Consider the following 13,882-nt stretch of genomic DNA (forward strand, 5'->3'; position numbering starts at 1 on the left):
CTATGTACGGGATTCAGGCCAGTGCCGCGCGAGCGGCAGCGAAGGCTTCTGGGGTATTGAGGTTGGCGGTCGACACACCGTCGGCGCAGCGCTTGTTCAAGCCGGCCAGGACTTTGCCCGGGCCGCACTCGACCAGTTCGGCGGCACCGTTGGCGGCCAGGGTCTGGACCGATTCAACCCAGCGAACTGGCTTGTACAGCTGCTCCAGCAGGTCGCGCTTGAGGGTGTCGAGGTCGGCGGCCACGGCCGCGCTGACGTTCTGCACCAGCGGGATCTGCGGCGCCTGCCAGTTGATGGCAGCGATAGACTCGGCAAAGCGCTCGGCCGCCGGGCGCATCAGTTCGCAGTGGGACGGTACGCTCACCGGCAATGGCAGCGCTCGCTTGGCGCCACGGGCCTTGCAACCCTCGATGGCACGCTCGACGGCCGCCTTGGCACCGGCGATCACCACCTGGCCTGGGGAGTTGAAGTTCACCGCGCTGACCACTTCGCCTTGCGCCGCTTCGGCGCAGGCCGCGATCACCACCGCGTCGTCCAGGCCCAGGATAGCGGCCATGCCACCCTGCCCGGCCGGCACGGCTTCTTGCATCAGTTGACCACGACGCTCGACCAGCTTGACCGCTTCAGCCAAGGTCAGGCTGCCCGCGGCCACCAGGGCGCTGTATTCGCCCAGGCTGTGACCCGCGACGAAGGCAGGGCGTGCGCCGCCTTCAGCCAGCCACAAGCGCCACAGGGCGATCGAAGCGGTCAGGATGGCCGGCTGGGTTCTATCGGTTTGGTTGAGCAATGCTTCCGGCCCTTGCTGGGTCAGTGCCCACAGGTCATAACCCAGGGCGTCGGAAGCTTCCTTGAAGGTGTCCAGGATCAGCGGGTATTGCGCGCCCAGCTCGGCCAACATGCCGAGGGACTGCGAACCCTGCCCTGGAAAGACGAATGCGAGGGATGTAGACATGTAACAAGCCCCTAATGATCTGGTCGTCAAAAATGCTCGCGCCTACGGTGGGCGCGAACGAAACTGACTGATTGGATGGTCAATTGAACTGGCCGGTCACATTTAAGCACTCCCGGGCCAATTCGCCTAAGGCAACAGATCCTCGAGACGGCCGTGCAAGCGTTGCGGCAGGTTCTCCTGAATCTCGATCAAGGCCCGCGCAATTGCACTTTGAAAGCCCAGCACACCGGCCGAGCCATGGCTTTTTACCACAATGCCCTGCAAGCCAAGAAAGCTTGCACCGTTGTGCCGTGCTGGCGCCAGGTCAGCCTGCAAGCGTCGCATCAGGGGCAACGCCAAGGCACCCACCATACGTGCCCCCAGGTTGCGCTTGAACAAAGCTTCAATACGCGTGGCAATCATGGTTGCCAGGCCTTCGCTGGACTTGAGCAGGATATTACCGACAAAGCCGTCGCACACCACCACATCAGCTTCACCACGGTACAAACCATCACCTTCAACAAAGCCGATGTAGTTCAAGCCCCGCGCGCTTTGTAGCAAGGTGGCGGCAAGCTTGACTTGCTGGTTGCCTTTGATGTCCTCGGTACCGATATTCAGCAGGGCAATCCTGGGTCGGGCCACGCCCAGCGCTTCGGCGGCCACCGAGCCCATTACGGCGAACTGCAGCAGGTGCTCGGCGCTGCAATCAACATTGGCGCCCAGGTCCAGCAGTTGGCAATAGCCCTTCTGCGTCGGGATCGCCGCCACCATTGCCGGCCGATCAATACCCGGCAGGGTTTTGAGCACGTGCCGCGACAAGGCCATCAACGCGCCGGTATTACCGGCACTGACACAGGCGTGCACCTTGCCATCACGCAATAGCTCAAGGGCCACCCGCATTGAAGAATCGGGTTTGCCACGCAGGGCAACCGCCGGCTTTTCATCCATGCTGATGGTTTCGCTGGCTGGCGTAATCGTCAGGCGCGCGCGATCCACCGCCGGATGGCTGGCAATCAGTTCTTCAAGTAGGGAGGGTTGACCGACGAGGGTCAGATGCAGCGAGGGCGTGGCAGACAGGCTGGCAATGCAGGCCTGAACAATGCTGCGGGGACCGAAGTCCCCGCCCATTGCGTCAATCGCGATGACTTGAGCAGACAAGTGATTACTCGTCAGCGCCCTTGTCGATCACTTTACGGCCACGGTATACGCCTTCTGGCGATACGTGGTGACGCAGGTGAACTTCACCAGTGGTCTTTTCCACGGACAGGGTGCTAGCCTCGAGAGCGTCGTGCGAACGGCGCATGTCACGGGCGGAGCGGGATTTTTTGTTCTGCTGAACAGCCATAATTGATTAACTCCTAAACGTTTGGGTCACGCTTTAACTGCGCCAATACACTGAACGGGTTGGACCGCGTTACCTCGTCCTCGCTCGGCTCGGCCTCGTCATCGAGACCCTCCGGCTGCTGGCATTCTTCCGGATGATGAGCAGGCACAATGGGCAAGGCGAGCAAAAGCTCCTCCTCGATCAGTGCATGCAGATCCAATGGATCTTCGCCCAGTTCCAGCACGTCATAACCTTTCGGCAACGACTGGGTATTCGCACCCTCTTTCACCACAGCATAACTGCATTCGCTGTGGATCGGCAGGGTGACCAGCTCAAGACAACGCTGGCAAACCATTTTGACTTCGGTGTCGATAACGCTGTGGATTACCACAGATTTACGTTCATCTCGTTCAAAAACGAATTTCGCCTGCACCGTACCGACAGTGTCGGAAAGCGGGTCGCAGAGTCTCTCCAAATCGGCCAGCAGCACTTCACCTTGAAGGGTGGTGCCACGATCAGCCAATTTGCGCGGGTCAACGTGAGGTGGAATCGGGTCATTCAACATAGGCGCAGCATTATAGGGATGCACCCGGCCATGTCAAAGGAAATTCAGCCCTGTGCGTCAGCCGGTCACGTCGCTAGAATCGGCGACTGCCTTGAGGAGACGTATATGCTGCCTTTATTACTCGCGTCCAGCTCGGTTTATCGCCGGGAATTACTGAGTCGCCTGCACCTGCCGTTCACCTGCAGCTCGCCGGATATCGACGAAAGCCACCGCCCGGATGAATCCGCCATCGAACTGGTCAAGCGCCTGGCCGAACAAAAGGCCCGCGCCCTCGCCGCCAGCCATCCTGGGCATTTAATCATTGGCTCGGATCAGGTCGCCGCACTGGAAGGCCGGATCATCGGCAAGCCGCACACCTTCGAAAATGCCCGCGAGCAATTACTGGCTGCCAGCGGCAAGCGTGTGAGCTTTCTTACCGGGCTGGCACTGCTCAACAGCGAGACCGGGCGCTGCCAGGTGGACTGCGTGCCGTTTACCGTACACATGCGCGAACTGGATGCAGAGCGTATTGAGCGCTATCTGCGGATCGAGCAGCCTTATGACTGTGCGGGCAGCTTCAAAGCAGAAGGGCTCGGTGTGAGCTTGTTCCGGAGCACCGAGGGACCGGATGCGACCAGCCTGGTTGGGCTGCCACTGATTCGACTGGTGGACATGCTGCTGACCGAAAGCGTACAGATCCCTTGAAACCTTCGTAAAGCAATGTGGGAGCTGGCTTGCCTGCGATAGCGATGTACCAGGCGACACTTATATCGACTGATCCATCGCTATCGCGGGCAAGCCCGCTCCCACAGTTGATCTACACCTAGCTTGGAATTTCAGCGCAGGGACGGCCCCTGGAAGCCCATGTACAGGGCTAGCTTCTCCGCCACGCTAGCACCGAGCTTTTTGGAGAAGCGATCAAACGGCGATTCCTCGACCGTAAAATCCACCAACTCCTTCTCGCCAATCACATCCCGCGCCACCGAGCTGGCACTGCCCAAGCCGTCAATCAGGCCCAGCGGCAATGCCTGCTCGCCCGACCAGACCAGGCCGGAGAACAGCTCCGGATGCTCCTTATCCTTCAACCGGTCACCACGGCCCTGCTTGACGCTGGCAATGAACTGACGATGGGTAGTGTCGAGCACGCCTTGCCAGAACGCGGTTTCATCCGCCTTCTGCGGTTGGAAAGGATCGAGGAACGACTTATGCTCGCCCGAGGTGTAGGTGCGACGCTCCACCCCCAGCTTCTCCATGGCACCCACAAAACCGTAACCGGCCGCCGTGACACCAATAGAGCCCACCAGGCTGGCCTTGTCGGCATAGATCTGGTCTGCGGCGCTGGCAATGTAATAGGCACCCGAGGCACCCAAGTCGGAGATTACGGCATAGAGCTTGGTATCCGGATGCAAGGCGCGCAGACGACGAATCTCGTCATACACATAACCCGACTGCACTGGGCTGCCACCTGGGCTGTTGATGCGCAGGATAACGCCCTTGACCTTGGCATCCTCAAAAGCCGCGCGCAGGCTGGTGACAATATTGTCGGCACTGGCGGGCTCCTTGTCGGCAATCACGCCGCGCACTTCAATCAAGGCGGTGTAATGACTGCCACGGGTGGCGCTCTTTTCCATGTCCATCAGCGGACTGAACAGCGCCAGCATCCCAAGCAGGTACACAAAGGTCAGCAGCTTGAAAAAAATCCCCCAGCGCCGCGAACGCCGCTGTTCCTGGACGCTGGCCAGGAGGGTCTTCTCCAAAAGCTTCCAGCTTTTATCATCACTGCTCTGTGCCTTTTCAGGCGCCTTCCACTCGTCACTCATGCCATCAACCCCAGCAAAGACTTATCGGGCCCGGCTGAGCCAGACCTGCAGTTCGGAAAAATGATCAATCGTCAGCCTCGGCTCGTACTGCTGCAACGCCTCGGCAGACTGGGCGCCGTAGCTGACGGCGACACTATCCATGCCTGCATTGCGCGCCATCATCAGGTCGAAAGACGCATCACCCACCATCAATGCCTCGCGTGGCGTAACGCCACAGTGCGCAAGGATCTGCTCCAGCATCAAGGGATGAGGCTTGCTGGCGGTTTCATCCGCAGCGCGGGTGATATCAAAGTAATCTTCCCAGCCGTGAGCCTTGAGCACACGGTCCAGGCCGCGACGAGCTTTGCCGGTGGCGACCGCCAAGTGATAACCCTCGGCACGAAACGCTTGCAGCGATTGCACCACGCCTTCAAACAGCGGCGAAGGCGTAGCTTCCAGCGCAATGTAGTGGTCGGCGTAGTGCTCGCGAAACGCTACCAACTCGGCGTCGCTGATGTCGGGGTACAGGGTGCGAATGGCTTCAGGCAAACCCAGACCGATAATGCCCTTGACCGCCAGGTCCGTGCACAACTCAAAGCCCGAGCGGGTCGACGCCATGTGCATGGACTCGACGATGCGGCCAATGGAATTGGCCAGCGTCCCGTCCCAATCGAAGATCAGCAGCTTGTAGTCAAGGTGCGACACTCAAACGCTCCACGGTCTTGGCCCACATTTCATCGACCGGCGCCTGCAGTTTCAGCTCGCCGCCATCGGGTAGCGGCACGGTGAGCATGTAGGCGTGCAGGAACAGGCGCTTGCCGCCCAGGTCGCGAATTTCCTTGGAGAAATCTTCGTCGCCGTACTTGGTGTCGCCCGCAATGCAGTGGCCCGCATGCAGGGTATGCACACGAATCTGGTGAGTGCGGCCAGTGACCGGCTTGGCCTCGACCATCGTGGCGAAGTCACCGAAGCGACGCAGCACCTTGAACAGGGTCAGGGCTTCTTTGCCCTCCTCGTCCACTTCGACCATGCGCTCGCCGGAGCGCAGATTGCTCTTCTGCAGCGGCGCACGCACGCTCTTGATCGAGCTGGCCCAGTTGCCGCGCACCAGCGCCATATAGCGTTTGTCCACACCATCACCACGCAAGGCGGTGTGCAAGTGGCGCAACATGCTGCGCTTCTTGGCGATCATCAACAGGCCGGAGGTGTCACGGTCCAGGCGATGCACCAGTTCCAGTTCCTTGGCATCCGGGCGCAACTGACGAAAGGCTTCGATCACGCCGAAGTTCAAGCCACTGCCACCATGAACCGCAATGCCACAGGGCTTGTTGATCACGATCAGCTTGTTGTCTTCAAACACGATCGACGCTTCCAGGCGCTGCAACAACCCCTGGGCCAGCGGTACCGGTTCGTCGCGTTCAGGCACGCGCACTGGCGGCACACGGACGATATCGCCCGCCTGCAGCTTGTACTCAGGCTTGATGCGCCCCTTGTTCACGCGCACTTCGCCTTTACGCAAAATGCGATAAATCAAGGTCTTGGGCACGCCTTTGAGCCTGGCCAAAAGAAAGTTGTCGATGCGTTGGCCGGCATATTCCGGCGAGACCTCAAGCAGCTGGACGCTGGGGGTCGGGGGGGTGGTAGTCGTCATGGCGGCGATGATAACAATTTTTTATGGAATTGAAGCACTTAATCATTACTGCTATAGTCGCGAACGCCGCCAAAAGCGGCCTGGACAGAGGACATGCGGCAAACTGCCGGCCCTGACCATCGCAATTCATCAGGACGCGAGGCCGTCCTACGGGGCTTTCGCCACCCAGGAAGGCTCAAGATTGTAACAAGCGCAGGTGACATGAGGCCTGAAGCGAGTGCAGAAAGCAGAGTGAATACTCGCCTTTTGCGCCGATATTTACGGCCAGTTCACAAAGTGCAGTCAGTTTTGAGCCAGACCATGGCGAATGCTTCGGAAACAACGCCTGTTAAGAGCTGAGTGAGAGCGCAACCGCCCACACCTAGTCTTGTTTAGCCATGAGCGTGTTCTCCCCATTGGAGAACACGGTAAATGCCAACCCGCTGCGGATTCTGCGCGCGGCAGCACCCGAATTATCAGGGATACGTGTAGGGTGGAGATGCACAACCGTCGGACTGTGTAGCACTAGGCTTGTTTTAGACGCTTCATCTCGTCCACAGTCGCCGGTTGATTCCTCCTCCTGACCTTAGCTTTTGTTGAAGTGGTGCCTTTGTCACCACCGCTAACGAGCAGGACGCGTCCGTCGCGATACCGGCCCAATTGGCCGATTTTGCTGGACACTGGAGTGGCCAACCACTCTTGACGCACCTGACACCGACCGTGAGAAGTCGTGTGTGCCGAACGCCGTTTCCGGCAGCCCGGAAACCGACGGTACAACATGAAAAGAATGCTGATTAACGCAACTCAACCCGAAGAGTTGCGTGTTGCACTGGTAGATGGCCAACGCCTCTACGACCTGGACATTGAATCCGGTGCACGCGAGCAGAAAAAGGCCAACATCTATAAAGGCCGTATCACTCGCATCGAACCAAGCCTTGAGGCTGCCTTTGTCGATTTCGGCTCCGAGCGCCACGGCTTCCTGCCCCTCAAAGAAATCTCCCGCGAATACTTCAAGAAAGCCCCTGAAGGCCGCGTGAACATCAAGGACGTCCTGAGCGAAGGCCAGGAAGTCATCGTCCAGGTCGAAAAAGAAGAACGTGGCAACAAGGGCGCAGCCCTGACCACCTTCATCAGCCTCGCCGGTCGTTACCTGGTGCTGATGCCGAACAACCCACGTGCAGGCGGTATTTCCCGTCGCATCGAAGGCGAAGAGCGCAACGAACTGCGTGAAGCGCTGAACGGCCTGATCGCACCGGCCGACATGGGCCTGATCGTTCGCACTGCAGGCCTTGGCCGCAGCAGCGAAGAAATGCAGTGGGACCTCGACTACCTGCTGCAGTTGTGGACCGCTATCAAAGAAGCGTCCCTGGATCGTTCCGCGCCGTTCCTGATCTACCAGGAAAGCAACGTAATCATCCGCGCCATCCGCGATTACCTGCGCCAGGACATCGGCGAAGTGCTGATCGACAGCGTTGAAGCTCAGGACGAAGCCCTGACCTTCATCCGCCAGGTAATGCCGCAGTACGCCAGCAAGATCAAGCTGTACGAAGACAGCGTTCCGCTGTTCAACCGTTTCCAGATCGAAAGCCAGATCGAGACCGCTTTCCAGCGCGTGGTCGAGCTGCCTTCCGGCGGCTCCATCGTGATCGACCCGACCGAAGCCCTGGTGTCCATCGACATCAACTCGGCACGTGCGACCAAAGGCAGCGACATCGAAGAAACCGCCCTGCAGACCAACCTGGAAGCGGCTGAAGAAATCGCCCGCCAACTGCGTCTGCGTGACATCGGCGGCCTGATCGTGATCGACTTCATCGACATGACCCCTGCCAAGAACCAGCGCGCCGTGGAAGAGAAAGTCCGCGAATGCCTGGAAGCTGACCGCGCCCGCGTACAAGTGGGCCGTATCTCGCGCTTCGGCCTGCTGGAAATGTCCCGTCAGCGCCTGCGTCCATCCCTGGGCGAGAGCAGCGGCATCGTCTGCCCGCGTTGCAACGGCACCGGCATCATCCGTGACGTTGAATCGCTGTCCCTGGCGATCCTGCGCCTGATCGAAGAAGAAGCCCTGAAAGACCGCACCGCCGAAGTTCGCGCGCAAGTGCCGATTCCGGTTGCCGCCTTCCTGCTCAATGAAAAACGCAACTCGATCACCAAGATCGAACTGCGCACCCGTGCCCGTATCGTCATCCTGCCGAACGATCACCTCGAGACGCCGCACTTCGAAGTACAGCGCCTGCGTGACGACAGCCCGGAAGCCCATAGCGGGCAGTCCAGCTATGAAATCGCCGCGGCTGCCGCCGAAGTCGAAGAAGTCCAGCCAGCCGCTGCGACCCGCACCCTGGTTCGCCAGGAAGCCGCGGTGAAGACTGCACCGGCCCGCGCCAACGCACCGGTACCGACCGAAGCTGCCGCCCCGGTTGCCGCGCCGGCCGCCCTGCCTGAGCCGAGCCTGTTCAAGGGCCTGGTGAAGTCGCTGGTCAGCCTGTTCGCCACCAAGGAAGAGCCTGCTGCCCCGGTTGTGGTTGAAAAACCTGCCACCGAGCGCCCGGCGCGCAACGAAGAGCGTCGCAACGGTCGCCAGCAGAGCCGTAACCGCAACGGCCGCCGTGACGAAGAGCGCAAGCCTCGCGAAGAACGTGCCCCGCGTGAAGAACGCGCACCACGTGAAGAGCGTGCGCCTCGCGAAGCCCGCGAAGAAACCCCGACCGTCGCCCGTGAAGAACGTGCACCGCGTGAAGAGCGCGCCCCACGTACCCCACGCGCTCCACGTGAAGACCGCAAGCCACGTGGCGAGCGTGAAGAACGCGTGCGTGAACTGCGCGAGCCTCTGGACGCGGCACCTGCCGTTGCCGCTGCCGCAGCCGTTAGCACCGAAGAACGCCCGGCCCGCCAGCCGCGTGAAGAACGTGCACCACGCGAAGAGCGCCAACCGCGCCCGCCACGTGAAGAGCGTCAACCACGCGCCGAGCAAGCCGCTGCTGCCACCGAAGAAGAAGTACTGACCGGCGAAGAGCAGTTGCAGGAAGACGGCCAGGACAACGCCGAAGGCGATCGTCCACGCCGCCGCTCCCGCGGCCAGCGTCGTCGCAGCAACCGTCGTGAGCGTCAGCGTGATGCCAACGGCAACGTAATCGAAGGTTCGGAAGAAACCGGCGAGAACGCAGAAGCTGCCAACAACGAGCCAACAGGCGCCGAACTGGCTGCCGGTTTGGCCGTTACCGCTGCCGTTGCCAGCTCAGTCATCAGCGCACCTGCTGAAGCCCAGGCTCACGAGCAAGCCGAACGTGCTACCGCTGCCATCGAAGACACTGTTGCCGTAGAAGCGCCAGCCGCCGAAACCCCAGCGGTTGAAGCGCCGGTTGTTGAAGCGCCAGTCGTTGAAGCCACGACCCCTGTCGAAGCCCCAGTGGTTCCGGAAGTGGAAGTTGCCCCGGTTCGCGATGCACAGCCAGAAACCGACGTGGTTGCCGTTGAGCCAGCTCCATCGGTTGAGCCTCAGCCAGTAGTCGAAGCGGCTGTAGAAGCTCCGGTGGTCGAAGAAGCTGCTCCGGCTGTGCGTGAAGTTCGCGAAGAACAGACCGCCTTCCAGTGGACCGCCGAACCGGCTGCACCGGTTGAAGCGCCAGCGCCTGCCCCAGTGGTAGAAGAAGCACCGGCACCGGTTGCTGAAGTCGTCGCCGAGCCAGCCCCAGTGGTTGAGCCGACGCCGGTTGCTGAGCCTGCGCCCGTGGTTGAAGTTGAAGCCCCAGTGGTTGCCGAAGTGGCCGCCCCTGTGGTTGAAGCTGCACCTGCAAGCGCCCTCACCGAAAACGGCCGTGCGCCGAACGACCCGCGTGAAGTGCGTCGTCGCCGCAAGGAAGCCGAAGCTGCTGCAGCCGCAGCCAAGGCGGTAGAGCACGAGGCCCAGGAAGCAGAGCACGAGCCTAAACCCCTCGTCTGATTCCATAAGCCACTAAAAAGCCCCGCCTGAGTGATCAGGCGGGGCTTTTTTATGGCTGATTATCTCGACCTGGAATGCGATCACTGCGGGAGCTGGCTTGCCTGCGATAGCGTCGATTCAGCCAGCGTGGCGGTGACTGACACACCGCTATCGCAGCAGAGGTATCTACACAACTTTGTGGGCTGTAACGACAGACGGTAACCACGATGCGAAGCGAGTCGCTCTTGATCTGCTTTTGATCTTAGGCGCCCCGTCAAACCACGCTGGCCGGAATTCGACAGGGATTTGGGGGGTAAACCGGCAGGGATGCCGGTTTAGCCTCCGTCAGGGCGGAACCTTAAGTGGTCGTTACCGCAGGAATGGAAATGTACACAATCCAACTGTGTTGACTGTCAGGCCGCTATCGCAGGCAAGCCAGCTGCCACACTTAACCTGCAGTAAAACTCAACCGTTGCGGCACATCCACATCCCAAAGCACACCAGGATCATCTACCTGCACCTCTCGCACCTGAGTTTGTGCAAACAACGGCCTGGCCCCACGATCCCCACTCAGAGCCATCAGCGCCGGCCCAAATCTGTGATGGAAAGCCACCGGATGCCCGTACTGCCCGGCAGATACCGGCACAGTGATGCCCTCCACGCTGGCAATCACCCGTTCGATACTCGATGACTGAATAAACGGCATATCCCCCAACACCACCAGCCACCCATCCGCTGCACCGCTGGCCTTGACCGCCGCCGCAATGCTGTCGCCCATCCCGCTCGAGTCCAGCAGCACAACCTGACAGCCGTAAGCCTCTGCCAGGCGGATAACCTCCCCGCGCTCCGGCGACGTCACCAGCCAGCGCGTTACAACACGTTCAGGCAAGTTGCGCAGCACCTGCTCGATGACCGGCCGACTAACGCCATCCAGCCCCGCACACGCGGCAAGCAATTTGTCTTGATCAGCTCCAGCTTCGGCGCGAAAACGACTGCCCTGCCCCGCCGCCAGCACAATCGCCGCCACCATCACTCGGCCACCACTGCCATCGGTTTTTTCTGCATCGGTGCCACACCGTTCTTGATCGCAACAATTTCCGCCATCAGCGACAGCGCAATTTCAGCTGGCGTATGGCTGCCGATATGCAGGCCGATCGGCCCGTGCAAACGCGCAATGGCCTCCGCCGACAAGCCCAGCGCGGCCAGGTTCTCCCGGCGCTTCTGGGTATTGACCCGCGAACCCAGGGCGCCGATATAGAACGCCGTGGAGTTCAGCGCCGTCAGCAACGCCATGTCATCCAGACGTGGATCGTGGGTCAGGCAAACAATAGCCGTGCGTTCATCGGTATGGATATTCAACACCGCCTCGTCGGGCATGCCCGGCACAAAGCGTCCATGCTGGTCTTCCCAGCCGTAGACGAACTCTTCGCGGGGGTCGCAGATCAGCACTTCGAAATCCAGCAGACGTGCCATTTCCGCTACGTAGCGCGACAGCTGCCCGGCGCCGATCAACAGCAGGCGCCAGCGCGGGCCATAGATGGCGCGCAAGCGTTCGCCGTCGAAGCTCACCACGTCGGTCTTGCTGGCGGCGCTCAAGGTCACTTCGCCGGTGGCCAGGTTCAGCTCGCGAGCGATAATCTGATGATCTTCACAACGCGCCAGCAGCGTTTCGACCCAACCCCACTCTTCCACGCGCTCCTCGGTGAGCCGCAGGGTGCCGCCGCAGGGCAGGCCAAAACGCGCCGCCTCGTCGCGGGTGACGCCGTAGGTCACCAACTGCACGGGCGGGCCGTCAGCGGGTAAGCGGCCGTCCTGCAGGCGCGCGATCAAGTCATCCTCGATGCAACCGCCCGACACCGAACCAATCACCACACCATCACCGCGCAGGGCCAGCATCGCTCCCGGCGGGCGCGGCGCGCTGCCCCAGGTTTGCACCACGCTGTACAACATCACGCGCTGCCCGGCGCGGCGCCATTGCAGCACGCTGCGCAGGACGTTCAGATCCACACTGTCCATCAGGCCTCCGGTAAGTACTGTCGCGCTCACTGTAAACCAAAAATATCGGTTGTATCCCGCCAGAAACGCAAACGCCCCGAACCAGTCGGGGCGTTTACGGATAGCGTTGGCGTCAGTTCACGCCAGCAGCCACTTACTTGACGACAGGCGCCGGGCCTTCAGCCACGCCCAGGTCATCGAGCTCGCGGGTTTCGGAGATACCGGTACCGCCAGACGCCAGCTCGCTTTGCAGCTTGTCGGTGTCCAGTTCCTTGACCCACTTGGCCACAACGATGGTGGCAACTGCGTTACCCACCAGGTTGGTCAGTGCACGGGCTTCGGACATGAAACGGTCGATACCCAGGATCAGCGCCAGGCCGGCAACCGGCAGGTGGCCAACGGCCGACAGGGTGGCGGCCAGTACGATGAAGCCCGAACCGGTCACGCCAGCAGCGCCTTTGGACGACAGCAGCAGCACCAGCAGCAGGGTGATCTGGTGAGTGATGTCCATGTGGGTGTCGGTCGCCTGGGCGATGAACACGGCCGCCATGGTCAGGTAGATCGACGTACCGTCGAGGTTGAAGGAGTAACCGGTTGGAATCACCAGGCCGACCACGGACTTCTTCGCGCCCAGGCGTTCCATCTTGATCAGCATACGCGGCAGTGCGGATTCCGACGACGAGGTGCCCAGTACGATCAGCAGTTCTTCACGGATGTAGCGGATCAGCTTCAACACGCTGAAACCGTGAGCGCGGCAGATAGCGCCCAGCACCAGCACCACGAACAGAATGCAGGTGATGTAGAAGCAGATCATCAACTGGCCCAACTGCACCAGGGAACCGACACCGTAGGCGCCGATGGTGAACGCCATGGCACCCAGGGCACCGATTGGCGCGAGCTTCATGATCATGTTGATGATGTTGAACATCACATGGGCGAAGCGATCGATGAAGTCCAGCACCGGCTTGCCGTAGGCACCCAGGCGGTGCAGGGCGAAACCGAAGATCACCGAGAACATCAGCACTTGCAGGATGTCGCCGTTGGCGAAGGCGCCGACGATGGTGTTCGGGATGACGTTGAGGATAAAGCCGACGATGCTCTGGTCTTTACCGGCGGTGACGTAGGCCGCCACTTTGGAAGCATCCAGGGTCGCGACGTCGATGTGCATGCCGGCGCCCGGCTGCACCACGTTGACCACGACCAGGCCAATCAGCAGGGCGATGGTGGAAACGATTTCGAAGTACAGCAGCGCGTAGCCGCCGGTCTTGCCCACCGACTTCATGCTTTGCATGCCAGCGATGCCGCTGACCACGGTACAGAAGATGATCGGGGCGATGACCATTTTGATCAGCTTGATAAAGCCGTCACCCAGTGGCTTGAGGGCCACGCCGGTCTGCGGGTAGAAGTGGCCGAGCAAAATACCGATAACGATTGCAACGATCACCTGGAAATACAGGGATTTGTAGATTGGCTGACGAGTCGTCATTGCAAAGTTCCTCAATCGTCCCGTGTGGCAAATATCCGCCATTGCCCACGGCACTTGAATTGCGAACCCTCCTGCACTGGAGGGATTTGTTGTTTGCGAAGCCTGTAGGAGCAAGCCTGCGCTGTAATCCTTATCGCAAACAGCGTGCCACTTTGCTTAAACGCGCTGAAGGCCTTTAGACATGAGGGCTTTGGGTTCACGGGCGACTCCGGAGAGTGCAACACAGTGGCGGATTTCCGCCCACTCATCCTGTCTCG

12 protein-coding genes are annotated in these 13,882 nt (G+C 60.6%); 2 read left to right on the forward strand and 10 right to left on the reverse strand.

The window, feature by feature from the left end; all coding sequences use genetic code 11:
• Positions 1 to 13 precede the first annotated feature (13 nt).
• The 4 genes from fabD to AC1RAC_RS18920 form a co-directional block, all read right to left on the reverse strand.
• Positions 14 to 952: an ACP S-malonyltransferase gene (fabD, locus tag AC1RAC_RS18905; RefSeq protein ID WP_492616887.1), complete on the reverse strand. Its 939-nt coding sequence runs from the start codon at positions 950 to 952 to the stop codon at positions 14 to 16.
• A gap of 126 nt (positions 953 to 1,078) precedes the next feature.
• On the reverse strand, positions 1,079 to 2,089 hold the full coding sequence (gene plsX, locus AC1RAC_RS18910) for a phosphate acyltransferase PlsX (protein WP_072448778.1): 1,011 nt from the start codon (positions 2,087 to 2,089) through the stop codon (positions 1,079 to 1,081).
• A gap of 4 nt (positions 2,090 to 2,093) precedes the next feature.
• The gene (rpmF, locus tag AC1RAC_RS18915; RefSeq protein ID WP_003179396.1) at positions 2,094 to 2,276 is read right to left on the reverse strand and encodes a 50S ribosomal protein L32; all 183 of its coding nucleotides are present in this window, start codon (positions 2,274 to 2,276) and stop codon (positions 2,094 to 2,096) included.
• A gap of 13 nt (positions 2,277 to 2,289) precedes the next feature.
• Positions 2,290 to 2,820 (reverse strand): YceD family protein, encoded by a 531-nt coding sequence (locus AC1RAC_RS18920; RefSeq protein WP_003175611.1) that lies wholly within the window; start codon positions 2,818 to 2,820, stop codon positions 2,290 to 2,292.
• A gap of 105 nt (positions 2,821 to 2,925) precedes the next feature.
• On the opposite strand from AC1RAC_RS18920, the gene AC1RAC_RS18925 reads away from it, so the two are divergent.
• Positions 2,926 to 3,504, forward strand: a complete 579-nt coding sequence (locus AC1RAC_RS18925) for a Maf family protein (protein WP_198791664.1) — start codon at positions 2,926 to 2,928, stop codon at positions 3,502 to 3,504.
• A 131-nt stretch (positions 3,505 to 3,635) separates the two neighbouring features.
• Here AC1RAC_RS18925 and AC1RAC_RS18930 read toward each other — a convergent pair whose 3' ends face one another.
• Genes AC1RAC_RS18930 through rluC form a run of 3 tightly spaced genes read right to left on the reverse strand, consistent with a single transcriptional unit; the run spans position 3,636 to position 6,249 of the window.
• Positions 3,636 to 4,619, reverse strand: coding sequence for a S49 family peptidase (locus AC1RAC_RS18930; RefSeq protein ID WP_492616888.1), 984 nt, complete (start codon positions 4,617 to 4,619; stop codon positions 3,636 to 3,638).
• A 21-nt stretch (positions 4,620 to 4,640) separates the two neighbouring features.
• Positions 4,641 to 5,303, reverse strand: a complete 663-nt coding sequence (locus tag AC1RAC_RS18935) for an HAD-IA family hydrolase (RefSeq protein ID WP_034128443.1) — start codon at positions 5,301 to 5,303, stop codon at positions 4,641 to 4,643.
• A complete protein-coding gene (gene rluC / locus AC1RAC_RS18940) occupies positions 5,290 to 6,249 on the reverse strand; it encodes a 23S rRNA pseudouridine(955/2504/2580) synthase RluC (RefSeq protein WP_034128444.1) in 960 nt (319 codons plus the stop codon). Before rluC ends, AC1RAC_RS18935 begins: the two co-directional genes overlap by 14 nt.
• A gap of 757 nt (positions 6,250 to 7,006) precedes the next feature.
• Here rluC and rne point away from each other — a divergent pair.
• Positions 7,007 to 10,165 (forward strand): ribonuclease E, encoded by a 3,159-nt coding sequence (rne, locus tag AC1RAC_RS18945; protein ID WP_492616889.1) that lies wholly within the window; start codon positions 7,007 to 7,009, stop codon positions 10,163 to 10,165.
• 427 nt (positions 10,166 to 10,592) lie between these two features.
• Here rne and AC1RAC_RS18950 read toward each other — a convergent pair whose 3' ends face one another.
• The 3 genes from AC1RAC_RS18950 to AC1RAC_RS18960 form a co-directional block, all read right to left on the reverse strand.
• On the reverse strand, positions 10,593 to 11,177 hold the full coding sequence (locus tag AC1RAC_RS18950) for a nucleotidyltransferase family protein (RefSeq protein ID WP_492616890.1): 585 nt from the start codon (positions 11,175 to 11,177) through the stop codon (positions 10,593 to 10,595).
• The gene (locus AC1RAC_RS18955) at positions 11,174 to 12,160 is read right to left on the reverse strand and encodes an XdhC family protein (protein ID WP_072448789.1); all 987 of its coding nucleotides are present in this window, start codon (positions 12,158 to 12,160) and stop codon (positions 11,174 to 11,176) included. The genes AC1RAC_RS18950 and AC1RAC_RS18955 overlap by 4 nt, the downstream gene beginning before the upstream one ends.
• A 133-nt stretch (positions 12,161 to 12,293) precedes the next feature.
• Positions 12,294 to 13,625: a dicarboxylate/amino acid:cation symporter gene (locus tag AC1RAC_RS18960; protein WP_003189258.1), complete on the reverse strand. Its 1,332-nt coding sequence runs from the start codon at positions 13,623 to 13,625 to the stop codon at positions 12,294 to 12,296.
• Positions 13,626 to 13,882 lie beyond the last annotated feature (257 nt).

The organism is Pseudomonas sp. GW823-FHT02F05 (genome assembly GCF_058797315.1).